Origin of the sequence: Nocardiopsis listeri NBRC 13360 (assembly GCF_001570765.1) — a bacterium.
GTDB lineage: Bacteria > Actinomycetota > Actinomycetes > Streptosporangiales > Streptosporangiaceae > Nocardiopsis > Nocardiopsis listeri.
This window is the reverse complement of sequence record NZ_BCSH01000009.1, coordinates 40,799-55,005: the sequence shown is the minus strand read 5'-3', so window position 1 is coordinate 55,005 and position 14,207 is coordinate 40,799. Positions and strand designations below refer to the sequence as shown.

The window sequence follows — 14,207 nt, the reverse complement described above, 5'->3', positions numbered from 1 at the left end:
CGACCGCATCAGTACTCCACCTCTTGGGAGCGTCGACGGATGACGGTCACCTCGTCGCGCTGATTGCCGGTGGGGCCGATGTAGTTGAAGGCGTAGCTGAACTGGGCGTAGCCGCCGATGAGGTGGGTGGGCTTGACCAGAAGCCGGGTGATCGAGTTGTGGATGCCGCCGCGTTTGCCGGAGGTCTCGGCGCGGGGTACGTCGATGAGCCGGTCCTGGGCGTGGTGCATGTACACGGTTCCCTCCGGCATGCGGTGGGAGACGATGGCGCGGGCCACGACCACGCCGTTGCGGTTGACCGCCTCGATCCATTCGTTGTCGCGCACGCCGATCCTGTCGGCGTCGGCGCCGCTCATCCAGATGGCCGGACCACCGCGGGAGAGGCTGAGCATCAGCAGGTTGTCCTGGTACTCGGAGTGGATGGACCACTTGTTGTGCGGGGTCAGGTAGCGCACGGTCACGCCGAGTTCGCCGTTGTCCCCGACCTCGGGTTCCTCGAAGAGCCGGTGCATGTTCAGGGGCGGGCGGAACACGGGCAGGTTCTCGCCGGCCTCGGTCATCCAGTCGTGGTCGAGGAAGAAGTGCTGGCGGCCGGTGAGGGTGTGCCAGGGCTTCTTGCGTTCGACGTTGATGGTGAAGGGCGAGTACCTGCGTCCACCACTCTCGCTGCCCGACCATTCGGGTGAGGTGAGTACCGACACCGGTGCGACCCGCACGTCGGCGAAGGTGATCTGTTTGCCCTCGCTCTCGGCGGACAGGTCGGCCAGCTCGGTTCCCACGCGCTTTTCCAGGGTGTGGAAGCCCTGGGTGGCCAGGCGTCCGTTGGTGGTGCCCGAGAACGCCAGGATCGCTTCGCACATCTGGGAGTCGCGTTCGAGCGCGGGGCGTCCGTCGGCCGGACCACCGCGCACGGTGCCGTTGACCCGACCGAGGTGGTCGATCTCCTTGTCGACGTTGTAGGTGATGCCCTTGGTGGTCACGCCGAGCTCGTCCGCGAGCGGACCCAGTGCGCCGAGCTTGGCGGCGATCGCGGTGTAGTCGCGTTCGACCTCCACGAGCCTGGGCATGGTCACGCCCGGGACGGGTTCGCACTCACCTGTCTTCCAGTCGCGGACGGTGCCGTTGGGCGTGGCCATCGCGTCGGGGGTGTCGTGTGTCAGCGGCACGGCGACCACGTCGCGGCGCGTGCCCAGGTGGTCGACGGCCAGTTCGCTGAAGGCGTGGGCGAGTCCGTGGAAGGCGTCGAAGTCGGTGCGGGCCTGCCAGGGCGGGGAGATGGCCGGGTTGAACGGGTGCACGAACGGGTGCATGTCGGTGGAGTTCAGGTCGTGTTTCTCGTACCAGGTGGCGGCCGGGAGCACCACGTCGGAGAAGACGGTGGTGCTGGTCATCCGAAAGTCCAGGGACAGCAGGAGGTCGAGTTTGCCCTGGGGAGCCTCCTCTCGCCAGACCACGTCCCGGGGGCGTTGGCCCGGGGGCGCTTCTTCGGCCCGTAGTGAGGAGTCGGTGCCGAGCAGGTGCTTGAGGAAGTACTCGTTGCCCTTGGCGGAGCTGCCGAGCAGGTTGGCCCGCCACACGGTCAGGACGCGGGGCGCGTTCTTGGGCCCGTCGGGGTCCTCGCAGGCGAAGCGCAGTCGCTCCTCCTTGAGCTCGCGCGGCACGTACTCGGTGATCGGGAGTCCGGCCTCTCGCGCGTCCTCGGCCAGGTCCAGGGGATTGCGGTCGAAGGTCGGGTAGGAGGGCATCCAACCCATGCGCGCGGACTGGGCGATGACGTCGGCGGTGCTCATGCCCTTGAACAGGCCCTTGCCCAGCCCAGAGGAGACCTGGTCGGCGCTGAAGCGGTCGTAGCGGTACTGGTCGCTGTGCAGGTACCAGAACGCGGTCTGCACCATCTGGCGGGGCGGGCGCGACCAGTCCCCGGCCGAGGCCATCTGGTTGTAGCCGGTGAGGGGGCGGGTCTTCTCCTGGCCGACGTAGTGCGCCCAGCCGCCGCCGTTGACGCCCTGGCATCCGGTGAGCGTGGTCAGGGTGAGGAAGGTGCGGTAGATGGTGTCGGAGTGGAACCAGTGGTTGGTGCCGGCGCCCATGATGATCATGGAGCGGCCCTTGGACTCATCGGCGTTGGCGGCGAACTCGCGGCCGATCCGCTCGGCGCGGGCGGCCGGGACGCCGGTGAAGGTCTCCTGCCAGGCCGGGGTGCCCGGCTCGTCGGGGTCGTCGTAGCCGGTCGGCCAACTGCCGGGCAGGCCCTCGCGGCCCACGCCGTACTGGGCGAGCAGCAGGTCGTAGACGGTGGTGACCAGGTGGCCGCCGACCCGGCGCACGGGTACGCCGCGGCGTGAGGGTGGGGCGTCCTCGGTGTCGAAGCGGGCCAGGTGGACCTCGACCGCCTCGCCGTCCGGGCCTTCGTACAGGGTGAGTCCGGGTGTGGTGTCACCGAGTTCGAGGTTCCACTCGCCCTCGCCCTCCTCGCCGTAGCGGAAGCCCAGCGAACCGTTGGGGACCACCGGTTCTCCGGTCGTCTCGTCCAGGACGACCGTCTTGAACGCGGTGTTCTCGCCCTCTTCGCCCAAGTCGTGGGCGGTGAGGAACTTGCCGGCGCGGTGGCCGTCGTCGGTCTCCTCCAGGCGCACCAGGAAGGGCAGGTCCGTATAGCGACGCACGTAGTCGTCGAAGTAGGGGGTGGTGCGCTCCACGAAGAACTCGCGCAGCACCACGTGCCCCATGGCCATGGCCAGGGCGCCGTCGCTGCCGGGTCGGGCGGCCAGCCACTCGTCGGCGAACTTGGTGTTGTCGGCGTAGTCCGGGGAGACCACGACGACCTTCTGGCCCCGGTAGCGGGCCTCGGCCATCCAGTGGGCGTCCGGGGTGCGGGTGACCGGGACGTTGGAGCCCCACATGATGAGGTAGCCGGCGTTCCACCAGTCACCGGACTCGGGCACGTCGGTCTGGTCGCCGAAAACCTGCGGTGAGGCGACGGGAAGGTCGGCGTAGAAGTCGTAGAACGAGAGCATCGAGCCGCCGATGAGCCCGTAGAAGCGGGAGCCGATCGCCTGGGAGACCATCGACATCGCCGGGATCGGGGAGAAGCCGGCGACGCGGTCGGGACCGTGTTCGGCGATGGTGTGCACGTGGGCGGCGGCCGCGATCTCCAGGGCCTCCTCCCAGCTCGCGCGCACCAGCCCGCCCTTGCCGCGGGCGCGCTTGTAGCGGGCGGCGCGTTCGGGGTCCTCGACGATGTCGGCCCAGGCCCGGACGGGGTCGCCGAGGCGTTCGCGGGCCTCGCGGTACATCTCCAGCAGCACGCCCCGCACGTACGGGTAGCGCACGCGGGTGGGCGAGTAGGTGTACCAGGAGAACGCGGCGCCACGCGGGCAGCCTCGGGGCTCGTATTCGGGGCTGTCCGGGCCCACCGACGGGTAGTCGGTCTGCTGTCCCTCCCAGGTGATGATCCCGTCCTTGACGTAGACCTTCCAGGAACAGGATCCGGTGCAGTTCACCCCGTGGGTGGAGCGCACCACCTTGTCGTGGCTCCACCTGTCCCGGTAGAAGACGTCGGCTTCTCGGCCGCCGACGCGGTGGACGGTGCGAAGGTCTTCGGACACTTCTTGTGGGCGAAGGAATCTGCGGGTGCGCAGGAGTACTTCGGAGACCGGACCGTCCATACCGGGCGCGGGCCCGGTTTCGGAGTTTTCGCGCGGATCGTAGCGGGTCACTACTGAGGTCCTCTCTCCTTCGACGGCCGCCTGCGGCCGTCTCGGTGACCTGTTGCTCTTTCCACCCCACCAGTGGACGTGGCAGTCGGACCAAAGTCATGAGTCCGGGATCGTCCCGCGAAGGTCTGTACCGGTAGTGGGCCTTAGGTCCCCCGATCGCACGTGCATCCGCACATCCACATGCTTTTTCACTCCCTACGTTGTATTTACAATCGGGACCGTGTAAACACAAGATGTGAACGACCACAGGCCCCGAGGACGAACGTCCGCCGGCACCACGGGGATCGATCCCGGCGAGCATCGGGTCCTGGCCGACCCCAGCCGGGTCGCCGTCCTGCAAACGCTGCGCCGATCCGACCATCCGATGGACGTCCGCGAGATCGCCGAGGTGGTCGGGCTGCACACCAACACCGTGCGCTCGCACCTGTCGTTACTGACCGACCGGGGTCTGGTCCGGTCCGCCCCCGAGGAACGTGATCGGCCCGGGCGCCCGCGCACCCTGTACACCCCGGCCGACGACGACGAACAGCGCGACTACCGGATGCTCGCCGAAGCCCTCGTGGCCCACCTGTCCGCCATCGAGGACGACCGGGGTGAGGCCGCCCTGCGGGCCGGGCGGGCACAGGGAGAACGGCTGATCGACTCCCGTGGACCGCGCCCACCCGTGGACGCCGGCACCGCCCGCGTCGCGGTGACCGACCTCCTGCGCGAGACCGGATTCCGTCCCCGTCCCTCCCCCGACGGCACCCACATCGACCTGCACCACTGCCCCTTCCGTGAGCTGGCCGAGGCCGCCCCGGACGTGGTCTGCGGAGTCCACCTGGGTATGATCCGCGGCGCTCTGGAGCGCATGCGCGCGCCCGTGGAGGCCGTGCGGCTGCGCCCCTTCGCCACTCCGGGACACTGCGTGGCCGAACTACGCGAACGGGACGAGGACTCCCCGCCCGAAGGCTGAACCACCCCGTGTGCGCCGGGAGCCCTTCGCCCACCGTGCCCCGGAGCACACACCCCCTGGGCCGGAACGTCCGGCCGCTCGCGCGGCCATCCCCTGTTCGGAAACGGAGCACTCATGCCCTCAACGTTCGTGCGTATCGAACGCCCCGACCGGCCACCGCCGCTGCCGCGACACGTCTCCTGGCATGCCCGTGCCAACGCGATCGCCCTGGTCTGGGCGTTGCTCGCGGTGTGCGCCGCCGCGACGATCGGCTCGCTCGGCCTGCCCTCCTGGTTGCCGGTGCACCTGCTCCTGCTCGGAACGGTCACCAACGCGATCGTCACCTGGAGCGAGCACTTCACGGTGGCGTTGTTGCGTCTGCCCGCGGCCTCGGACCGCTACCAGGCCGGCCGACTGGCCGTGCTCAACATCGGCGTCCTGGTCCTGGTCGTCGGAGCCGCCTCCGACCTGATCCCCTTCGCGGTGGTCGGCGCGGTGGCCGTGCTGGGCGTGGTCGTGGTGCACACCCTGGCCCTGGCGCGCGCCTCCCAGCGAGCGTTGGGCGGCAGGTTCGCGCACATCGGCGCCTGGTACACGGCGGCCGGTGTCTCGTTCGTGCTGGGGGCCGCGCTGGGCACGATGATGCTGCTCGACTCCGCCGGCACCGAGGTCCAGCAACGGTCGTTGGCCGCACACGTGCACCTCAACCTGCTGGGCTGGGTCGGTCTGGCGGTGATCGGCAGCCTGTTCACGCTGTGGCCGACCATCCTGCGCACCCGCATCGTGGAGGGCTCGGGCACCGTGGCCCGGCGCGTCCTGATCCCCGTCCTGGTGGGGCTCGGGGCCGGTGCCGTCGGGCTCGCCGCCGGCATGCGCTGGATGGCCCTGGCCGGGATCGTGGTGTACGCGGCCGGGATCCTGTTCTGTCTGGTCCCCCTGGTGCGCACCGCGCTGCGCAAACGGCCGTCGGGGGCCGCGGCCTGGTCGGTCGCCGCATCCCTGGTCTGGTTGCTCGCCGCGTTGGCGGTGGACGTCCACGCCCTGGCCGTGCACGCCCCGCACGAGGTCCACACCGCCCTACAGCCGCTGCTTCCACTGTTCCTCGTGGGCTTCACCGGCCAGGTCCTGTTGGGGTCCCTGACCTACCTGTTCCCCGTGGTGTTGGGCGGTGGCCCTCGCGCGGTCAAGGCCAACACCGCGCTGTTGGGTCGGGGGTGGCCGGCCCGCCTCGCCGCGCTCAACCTCGGCCTGCCACTGACCCTGCTCCCGGGGCTTTGGGGCACCGCGGCGTGGGCGCTGGTGCTCACCTGCGCCGCGGCCTTCGTCCTGCTCGCGGCCGTGGCCGCTCTGCGCGCTTGGGAGGTGAAGGCCGGCCCCGGACCGATCGGTGCCGGACTGGGCGCCGCACTGACCGCCCTGGCGCTGCTGTTCGCGCTCAGCACCCCCGCGGACGAGGGCCCCGTCCTCGCCCCCACCGGTCGGACCGAGACGGTGGAGGTGGCGCTCGGGGACATGGTGATCGAACCGGGCACCATCACCGTCGACCCCGGCGACGCGCTCGTACTGGAGGTGACCAACGAGGACGCCCAACCGCACGATCTGCGCATGGAGAACGGCACGCGTACCCCGGTGTTGGCGCCCGGTGAGAGTGCCACCCTGGAGGTGGGCGTGGTGGAGGGCCCGTTGCAGGGGTGGTGTTCGGTGATGGGCCACCGCGCCTCGGGCATGGAGATGACCGTGCTGACCACCGGCGACGAGGCTCCCATCGCCGAACACGGTGAACACTCCATGGGGACCACCGACGAGCCGCTCGACCTGTCCGGGGAGTTCGACGAGGGTTGGGAACCCGTCGACGCCGCGCTCGACCCGGCCCCCGACACCGACGAACACGAGGTGGAGATCCGGGTGGGTGAGGCCGAACAGGAGGTCGCGCCCGGGGTTCGACGCCCGGTGTGGACTTTCGGCGGTACCGTGCCCGGGCCCGTCCTGCGCGGGAAGGTCGGTGACGTCTTCAACGTCACCCTGGTCAACGACGGCACGATGGGGCACAGCATCGACTTCCACGCCGGATCGTTGGCTCCCGACGAACCCATGCGCACCATCGCCCCGGGCGAGGAACTCACCTACCGGTTCACCGCCGACAAGGCGGGGGCATGGCTGTATCACTGCTCGACCGCGCCGATGACCCACCACCTGGCCAACGGCATGTACGGGGCGGTGATCATCGATCCACCCGACCTGGCCGAGGTCGACCGCGAGTACCTGCTGGTGCAGGGTGAGCTGTACCCGGGCGCGCCCGGCGACGCCGAGCAGACCGAGCACATCCGTATCGGCCGGCCGCAGGCGTGGATGTTCAACGGTGCCGCCATGGGATACGACCACGCGCCGTTGGCGGCGCGGGTCGACGAGCGCGTACGGGTGTGGGTGGTGACCGCGGGTCCGGTGGGCGGTACCTCCTTCCACGTGGTCGGGTCGCGCTTCGACACCGTCTACAAGGAAGGCGCTTACCTGTTGCGTCCGGACGACGACGGAGGAGCCCAGACCCTCGATCTGGGCACGGCCCAGGGCGGTTTCGTCGAGACGACCTTCCCCGAGGCGGGGCACTACCCCTTCGTCGACCACGACCTGAGCCACGCCGAGGGTGGCGCGCACGGATACTTCGAGGTGGAGAAGAGCTGATGGAGGACGTGCTCTGGGCCGGGGTGCGTTTCCTGCACGTGCTCTCGGCGATGTTGTGGGTGGGCGGACAGCTCACGGTGTCCCTGGTGGTCATGCCGCTGGCACGGCGGACCCTGGACGGCGAACGTCGTTCCACTGTGCTCACCGCCATCGGAAGGCGCTTCGGGACGCTCACGGCGGGGTTCTTCCTACCGGTCCAGCTGGGGACGGGGATCGCCCTGGCCTGGGGCGCCGGGGTGACCTGGGCCTCCCTGCTCGAACCCGGGTACGGCCGGGTGCTGGCGGCCAAGTTGGCGCTGTTCTGCGTGGTGATGGCCGCGGCGACGCTGCACGGCGCGACCAACCGCACCAGGCCGCGCCTGGCCCGGACCATGGCGGTGACGAGCCTGGTGACCTCGATCGGCGTGGTTCTGCTGGCCACCCTGCTACCGAGGATCTGACCGAGTGGAGCCCCGACCCGGTCCGGGGCAGGGCCTCCGAGCGTGCGGCGGGCGGTGCGGACCGGACGTGAGGAGCACGGCCGGTTCCCGCTCGTGGAGGTCCTACTTCTCGTCGGTGGAGGCCACCGCGTGGACGACCACGTAGCCACCGGATTGCGGCTCCGGCACCTTCTCGTCCAGTCGGACGGCCTCATCGGACCGCAGGGTCTCCAACAGACGCTCGACGTCGTCCTCCTGGCCGCGTAGCCGGAGTTTGACCCTGGACATGGTCTCCTCGATTCCCGAAGTGATGCGTGGACGGTGGGTGTGACGGGCCCGGATCCGCGCCCGTCACACCAGTGCAGAAAACAACCTACCTAAGAGATAGGAAAATCGCCCGCTCCGGCGCGTGTTCGGAAGGGATCAGGCCGCGACCGGCGCCGCGTCGAGTGCGGCCAGGGCTCTTCGGACAGCGGCGACTCGGGCAGACCGCTCTCCCCGCTCAGCGCACGGAGCAGGCCGCTTCGGGTCGAGCGACCCGAGGCCCGGGCCGCCTCGGGCATACGTAGCCGACCCTGAGTCGTTCGATCGCGCCCGCGCGCCCCGCCGGACGAAGTGCGTCCGGCGGGTGCGCGGAACGAGACGAGTCCGAGCGGGAGGGCCTTCCTCAGGCCGAGGCGGTGGAGGCCTCCTCCGAGTCGGCCTCGTCGTCACCACCGCTTTCGCGCCGGGGCGTGACGACCTCCAGGGGAACGCCGAGCTCACGGACCGCCCGCGCCGAGGCGTCCGGAAGACGATCGTCGGTGATCACCGACGTGAACCCGGTGAGCGGTGCGACCTTGAACGTGCCGAAGGCGCCGTACTTGTCGGCTCCCGCCACCAGGACCGAGGACGAGGCCGCGGCCATGGCCGCGCGTTTGACCGCCACCTTCGAGCGGGAGGGGGTGGTCGAGCCGCGGTGGAGGTCCCATGAGCTCGTCGACACGAAGGCGACGTCGATGTTGAACTCGGCGACCATGTCGGCGGCGATGTCACCGATCGAAGAGCGGTTCTCGCGGTCGATCTGACCCCCGACCAGGTACAGGGTCACGTCGGGGTGGTCGGTGAGGGAGGCCGCGGTGGTGAGGTCGTTGGTGATGACGGTCAGTCCGGTGACGTGCCACAACAGCGGCACGAGCTGACCCAGGGTGGTACCCGCGTCCAGGTAGACGGTCTGGCCCTGTCCCACGAGTTCCGCCGCCGCGTGCGCCATGGCCCGCTTCTCCGCCAGGTCCACCCGGGACTTGTCCCGGTAGGAGGGTTCGGAGCGCACCTGGGAGGCCAGTTCGACCCCGCCGGGGACCGAGCGGACCTTGCCCTCCTCCTCCAACGTCATGATGTCGCGGCGCACCGTCATGTGTGAGACGTCGAGGATCTCGCAAAGCTCTCTGACGCTCAGCACGCCCGTGCCGCGCAGCTCACGTAGGAGCAGGTCACGCCGTTGCGCCGGGATCATCGTCCTCCTTCGGGTCTGTTCACACTCATCATGGTACTGATAGTTCCCAGATGATCCCAACTGTGATTATTGTTGACTCATATGTTCCCTTAGTGTTAAAACACTGCTCATTGCCTTCGCGACCCCGGCGCACCACGTGCCACTCGTGAGGTGAGAGAAGGAGAACCATGGAAGGCACCGACGCCACCTCCCCGCCGCCCTCCCCCGTGCGGTACGCGCTCACCGGAGCACGGGGCGGCTTCGCGCGCACTCTGCTGGCGCAGACCACGCGCATCGAACGGCTGCGCCCCGCGATCCTGTGCGACCTCGACACCACCGGGACCATCGACCTGTGCGTGGAGCTGGGCTATGACCGCTCCGACCTTCGGGTGTGCGCCACCCCCGAAGAGGTCGCCGCACTGGCCCCGGACCGGATCGCGGTCGTCGCCGACGTCGCCCTGCTCACCCGGGCCGATCACGACGTGCTCGTCGAGGCCACCGGGAACCCGCGAGTGGGCACCGAGGCCGCACGAGGGGCCATCGAGACCGGACGCCACGTGGTCATGGTCTCCAAGGAGGTCGACTCCGTCGCGGGCATCGCCCTGGCCGACCTGGCCCGCGAACACGACGTGGTCTACACCCCCGGCATCGGCGACCAGCCGGCCAACCTCATCGAGTGGTACGAGCGCGCCCTGCGACTCGGGCTCGACGTCGTGGCGATCGGCAAGTCCGGCGAGTACGACCTGGTGTTCGACCCCGCCACCGGTCGGGTACGCCAACTCGATCAGGAGATCGAGGCCCCCGAACTGGCCGACCTGTCGACCTTGGGCGAGGACGTCCCGGCCACCCTGGCCGCGCGCGCCCGCGCCGTGGCCGGTCTCAAGCGTTCGGCGGCCGCCGACTACTGCGAGATGGCGGTCGTGGCCGACCACACCGGTCTGGTACCGGACGTGGAGTCACTCCACTACCCCGTCGCCCGCGTCGCCGAACTGGCCGACGTCTACGCCCGCGAGGAGGACGGAGGCATCCTCACCGCCGACGGTGTGGTGGACGTCTTCAGCGTGCTGCGCCTGCCCGAGGAGGCGTCCTTCGCCGGCGGGGTCTTCGTCATCGTGCGCACCGGTGACCCCGTCACCTGGGAACTGCTCGCCCAGAAGGGGCACGTCGTCTCCCGTTCCGGGCGTTACGCCTGCATGTACCTGCCCTACCACTTCATGGGGGTCGAGACGCCGCTGAGCCTGCTGGACGCGGTCGACCACCACCGCGCGGCCGGTCTGCGACACCCCGCCCCGCACGCGGTCCTCGCCGGGCGCGCCCGGGAGGCCCTGAGGGCGGGTACCCGACTCGACATGGGCGGACACCACCACGAGGTCGAGGGTGTGGCAGCGGTCCTGCTGGACACCGCGCACGCGCCCGAGGACGTGGCCCCGCTGTACCTGGCGGCGCACGCCACCCTGGCCCGCGACGTCCCCTCCGGCGCCCTGATCGGGATCGACGACCTCGCCGACCCCGACATCAGCCTCCTGGACGCGTGGCGCCACGCCCGCACCCGCATCAGCGATCGGAACCGATGACATGTCCGACCTCTCCACCCTCTTGGCGTTCCTGGCCGCCATCTTCGTCCTGATCCTGCTCATCGCACGGTTCAAGGTCCATCCCGTGGCCACGCTGTTCATCGTGGTCGTATCGCTCGGGCTGGTCCTGGGCATGGGCGGTGCGGCCACCATCGAACTGGTCAAGGAGGGCTTCGGCAGTACCCTGGCCAGCGTCGGTCTGCTGGTCATCTTCGGCTGTGTGCTCGGCAAGATGCTCGAACTGAGCGGCGCAGCCATGAAGATCACCGATACCGCGCTGCGCATGTTCGCCGAGAAACGCGTCCCCTGGGCCATCGCCCTGGCCTCGACCATCCTGGGCATCCCGCTCATCGCCGACACCGCGGTGGTCATGCTGATCCCGATCGTGTCCGCGCTGGCCTACCGCACCGGCATCTCGATGATGCGGCTGGGGCCGATCCTCTACCTCGGCGCCTACGTCATGACCTCGGTGGTCCCTCCCGGCCCCGGTCCCCTCGCGTCTGCCTCCCTGCTGGAGGTGCCCATGGGCGAGGCCATCCTCTACGGGCTCATGGTGGGCGTTCCCGGTGTGCTGGCCGCGACCCTCTACCTTTCCAGGATCAAGACCTACGTTCCGCCCAAGCCCGAGTTCGTCGAACACCTGGTGAACGCCGGCGGTTCCGCCGGCGGCGGTGGCTCGGACGCCACCGCCGACAATGGGACCGACGCTCCCCGGGTGGGTCTGTTCGGCTCCCTGGTGCCGATCCTGGCCCCCATCGTCCTCATCGTCTTCGCCTCGTTGACCGCCCCGGTCCTGCCCGAGGGCTCCTGGATCACCGGCCTGGTGCTGTTCCTCGGTGAGCCGACCCTGGCCCTGTTCCTGGCCTGCCTGCTGGCCCTGCCGCTGTTCCGCGGCCGCTGGCGCGACAAGGAGACCCTGAACGACCTGTTCGAGTCCGGGCTGCGCATCGCCGCGATGCCCCTGGCCCTGACCGGTGTGGGAGGCGCGCTGGCCACCATCATTCGGGAGACCGGTGTGGCCGAGAGCGTGGCCGGGAGCATCGAGGGCACCGGAATGTCACCGATCATCATCCCGTTCCTGGTGGCCGCCGCCGTGTGCTCGATCACCGGTTCCAACATCCTCGGCGTGATGACCTCGGCGGCCATCATGCAGCCCCTGATCCCCTCGCTGGACCTGTCGCCCCTCGTGGTCTACCTGGCCTGCGCGACCGGTGCGCAGATCATGAAGCACGCGAACTCCTCAGGCTTTTGGGTCACCACCACACTGTCCAACATGACGGTGGGCCAGGGCATCCGTTCCATCGGGATCGCCTCGCTGATCTCGGGTGTGACCGGATTCGCCGTGCTCTACTCCATGATCGCGCTGGGCGTGGTCTGACCCGCCCTCCCCTTCGACCGCTCCCTGCCCGGGCTCCCGTGCCGCGCGGTACGGGAGCGGTCGTCACCGCTGTAAGAACCGACCACAGGAGGATCCCATGGCTACCCTCGGCGTGATCGCCGACGATCTCACCGGAGCGACCGACATCGCGATCACTCTCACGACGGCCGGTTTCCGGACCACCGTCGTCCTGGGTGATGAGGGCACCGTCGAGACGATTCCCGTCCCCGACGGGACCGACGCCGTGGTGGTGGCGCTGAAGTCGCGCACCGTGCCCGTGGACGAGGCCGTCCAGGTCTCCCTCGACGCGTTGGCCGCCCTCCGGCGTGCCGGTTGCGAACGGTTCTACGTCAAGTACTGCTCCACCTTCGACTCGACCCCGCACGGCAACATCGGACCCGTCTGCGAGGCGGTGCTCGACGCGCTCGACGAACCGATGACGGTGGTCGCCCCGGCGTTCCCCGCCAACGGGCGCACCGTCTACCGCGGCCACCTCTTCGTGGGCGACGACCCCCTCGACGAGTCGCCGATGCGCCACCACCCGTTGACCCCGATGACCGACTCCAGCCTGCCGCGACTGCTGGCCCCACAGGTGAGCGGGGGAAGCGACGAGGTAGCGCTCGTGCCCTGGCCCGTGGTGGCCGAGGGGGTCGACGCGGTGCGCGCCGCCCTGGAGCAGGCCCGGTCCGCCGGGGCCCGGTTCGTGATCGTCGACGCCCTGAACGGGGCCGACCTGAACACGCTCGCCCAGGCGAGCGAACACCTGCGCGTGCTCACCGGAGGAAGCGCCCTGGCCTCGGGGCTGCGCGGTCCTCGAACCTCGGGGCCACGCCCCATCAGCCTGCCCGACGGGCCCCGGGTGGTGCTCTCGGGCAGCGCGTCCCAGGCCACCCAGGGGCAGGTGCGCCACGCGCTCGCCCACGGTGACGGTCACCGACTCCTCCCCTCCGAGCTGCGCGCCGACTTCGACGGGGAGGTCTCTCGGATCGTGGGTCGGGCGTTGGATGCGGGTTCGGCGCCGTTCGTGGTCTACGCGACCGCCGCGCCCGAACACGTCGTCGACACCGCGGACGCCCCGTTGATGGAGGAGGCCCTGGCCCTGATCGCGAAGCGACTGGTCGACGCGGGTGTGCGTTCCCTGCTCGTCGCGGGTGGTGAGACCAGCGGCGCCGTGGTGCGAAGCCTGGGCGTGGGCCCACTGGCGCTGGGTCCCGAGGTGGATCCCGGTGTGGCCTGGATGCTGGCGGAACGGGGCGAGGACGCCCTGCACCTGATGCTCAAGTCCGGCAACTTCGGTGCCGAGGACCTTTTCGTACGCGCGTGGAAGGCGGGACGGTGAAGCTTCGTTTGGAGGAGGCCGCTGAGGAACTGTGCGCGGTGGGCCGGCGCGCCGTGGAGTCCGGGCTGAGCCCGGGATCGTCGGGGAACGTGTCGGTGCGCGTCGGTGACCGGATCCTGATGAGCCCCACCGGGGTCTCCCTCGGTGACCTGGGGCCGAAGGGGCTGTCCGTGCTGGACGAGCGCGGGCGGCACCTGGAGGGACCCTCGCCCTCCAAGGAGTTCCCCCTGCACCTGGCGATGTACGACAGGGTCCAGGGGTCCGGGTCGGTTCTGCACCTGCACTCACCGCACACCACCGCGGCCTCCTGCCTGCCCGCGTGGGCGACGACCTCGGCCCTGCCACCGATCACCCCCTACCTGGTGATGCGGGTCGGCCAGGCGCCCCTGGTCCCCTACGCCGCGCCGGGCAGTGACCGGTTGGCCGAGAACGTGGCCGGGTTGCCCGGGCGATTCCGCGCCGCGTTGTTGGCCAACCACGGTTCACTGGTGGCGGCCGACGACGCGGCCGGCGCCCTGGAGGGGGCCGTGGAGCTGGAGGAGGCCTCGCGCATCTTCGTCGCCCTCCAAGGGCGGGAGTTCTCGGTCCTGTCCCCCGAGGACGTGCGGGAGTTGACCCTGCGTTACGGGACGACCTGGGACCTGTGACCGTCCACCGTCCTCGAACCCGGTTCAGGTTCGAGGACGGGACC

The 14,207-nt window shown here is 69.9% G+C and carries 10 protein-coding genes; 7 read left to right on the top strand and 3 right to left on the bottom strand.

Annotated features, from left to right (window positions below; translation table 11 throughout):
* Positions 1-8: 8 nt before the first annotated feature.
* On the bottom strand, positions 9-3,668 hold the full coding sequence (locus NLI01S_RS04165) for a nitrate reductase subunit alpha (RefSeq protein WP_067599675.1): 3,660 nt from the start codon (positions 3,666-3,668) through the stop codon (positions 9-11).
* 286 nt (positions 3,669-3,954) lie between these two features.
* On the opposite strand from NLI01S_RS04165, the gene NLI01S_RS04160 reads away from it, so the two are divergent.
* The 3 genes from NLI01S_RS04160 to NLI01S_RS04150 all read left to right on the top strand — a co-directional run bounded on the left by NLI01S_RS04160 (position 3,955) and on the right by NLI01S_RS04150 (position 7,772).
* Positions 3,955-4,674: a helix-turn-helix transcriptional regulator gene (locus NLI01S_RS04160; RefSeq protein WP_067599406.1), complete on the top strand. Its 720-nt coding sequence runs from the start codon at positions 3,955-3,957 to the stop codon at positions 4,672-4,674.
* A 114-nt stretch (positions 4,675-4,788) separates the two neighbouring features.
* Entirely contained in the window at positions 4,789-7,332 is a 2,544-nt protein-coding gene (locus NLI01S_RS04155) for a multicopper oxidase domain-containing protein (protein ID WP_067599404.1), read from the top strand.
* Positions 7,332-7,772, top strand: coding sequence for a hypothetical protein (locus NLI01S_RS04150; RefSeq protein ID WP_067599401.1), 441 nt, complete (start codon positions 7,332-7,334; stop codon positions 7,770-7,772). Before NLI01S_RS04155 ends, NLI01S_RS04150 begins: the two co-directional genes overlap by 1 nt.
* Positions 7,773-7,874: 102 nt before the next feature.
* On the opposite strand, the gene NLI01S_RS25595 is transcribed toward NLI01S_RS04150, so the two are convergent.
* On the bottom strand, positions 7,875-8,039 hold the full coding sequence (locus tag NLI01S_RS25595; RefSeq protein WP_157090951.1) for a hypothetical protein: 165 nt from the start codon (positions 8,037-8,039) through the stop codon (positions 7,875-7,877).
* Positions 8,040-8,418: 379 nt separating this feature from the next.
* Positions 8,419-9,246 (bottom strand): DeoR/GlpR family DNA-binding transcription regulator, encoded by an 828-nt coding sequence (locus NLI01S_RS04145; protein WP_067599398.1) that lies wholly within the window; start codon positions 9,244-9,246, stop codon positions 8,419-8,421.
* Positions 9,247-9,413: 167 nt separating this feature from the next.
* Between NLI01S_RS04145 and NLI01S_RS04140 the strand changes: the two genes are divergently transcribed.
* The 4 genes from NLI01S_RS04140 to NLI01S_RS04125 all read left to right on the top strand — a co-directional run bounded on the left by NLI01S_RS04140 (position 9,414) and on the right by NLI01S_RS04125 (position 14,163).
* The gene (locus NLI01S_RS04140) at positions 9,414-10,799 is read left to right on the top strand and encodes a homoserine dehydrogenase (RefSeq protein WP_067599395.1); all 1,386 of its coding nucleotides are present in this window, start codon (positions 9,414-9,416) and stop codon (positions 10,797-10,799) included.
* 1 nt (position 10,800) lies between these two features.
* Complete coding sequence (locus NLI01S_RS04135; protein ID WP_067599392.1) at positions 10,801-12,177, top strand: GntP family permease; 1,377 nt, start codon at positions 10,801-10,803, stop codon at positions 12,175-12,177.
* Between the two features lie 97 nt (positions 12,178-12,274).
* Positions 12,275-13,516, top strand: a complete 1,242-nt coding sequence (gene otnK / locus NLI01S_RS04130) for a 3-oxo-tetronate kinase (protein WP_067599389.1) — start codon at positions 12,275-12,277, stop codon at positions 13,514-13,516.
* A complete protein-coding gene (locus tag NLI01S_RS04125; RefSeq protein WP_223809106.1) occupies positions 13,513-14,163 on the top strand; it encodes a class II aldolase/adducin family protein in 651 nt (216 codons plus the stop codon). Before otnK ends, NLI01S_RS04125 begins: the two co-directional genes overlap by 4 nt.
* Positions 14,164-14,207: the final 44 nt, after the last annotated feature.

What these genes read in the sequence shown, in the direction of transcription:
- NLI01S_RS04165 (WP_067599675.1), bottom strand. Translation starts at nt 3,668, where the DNA reads ATGGACGGTCCGGTCTCCGAAGTACTCCTGCGCACCCGCAGATTCCTT.
- NLI01S_RS04155 (WP_067599404.1), top strand. Translation starts at nt 4,789, where the DNA reads ATGCCCTCAACGTTCGTGCGTATCGAACGCCCCGACCGGCCACCGCCG.
- NLI01S_RS04150 (WP_067599401.1), top strand. Translation starts at nt 7,332, where the DNA reads ATGGAGGACGTGCTCTGGGCCGGGGTGCGTTTCCTGCACGTGCTCTCG.
- NLI01S_RS25595 (WP_157090951.1), bottom strand. Translation starts at nt 8,039, where the DNA reads ATGTCCAGGGTCAAACTCCGGCTACGCGGCCAGGAGGACGACGTCGAG.
- NLI01S_RS04145 (WP_067599398.1), bottom strand. Translation starts at nt 9,246, where the DNA reads ATGATCCCGGCGCAACGGCGTGACCTGCTCCTACGTGAGCTGCGCGGC.
- NLI01S_RS04140 (WP_067599395.1), top strand. Translation starts at nt 9,414, where the DNA reads ATGGAAGGCACCGACGCCACCTCCCCGCCGCCCTCCCCCGTGCGGTAC.
- NLI01S_RS04135 (WP_067599392.1), top strand. Translation starts at nt 10,801, where the DNA reads ATGTCCGACCTCTCCACCCTCTTGGCGTTCCTGGCCGCCATCTTCGTC.
- otnK (WP_067599389.1), top strand. Translation starts at nt 12,275, where the DNA reads ATGGCTACCCTCGGCGTGATCGCCGACGATCTCACCGGAGCGACCGAC.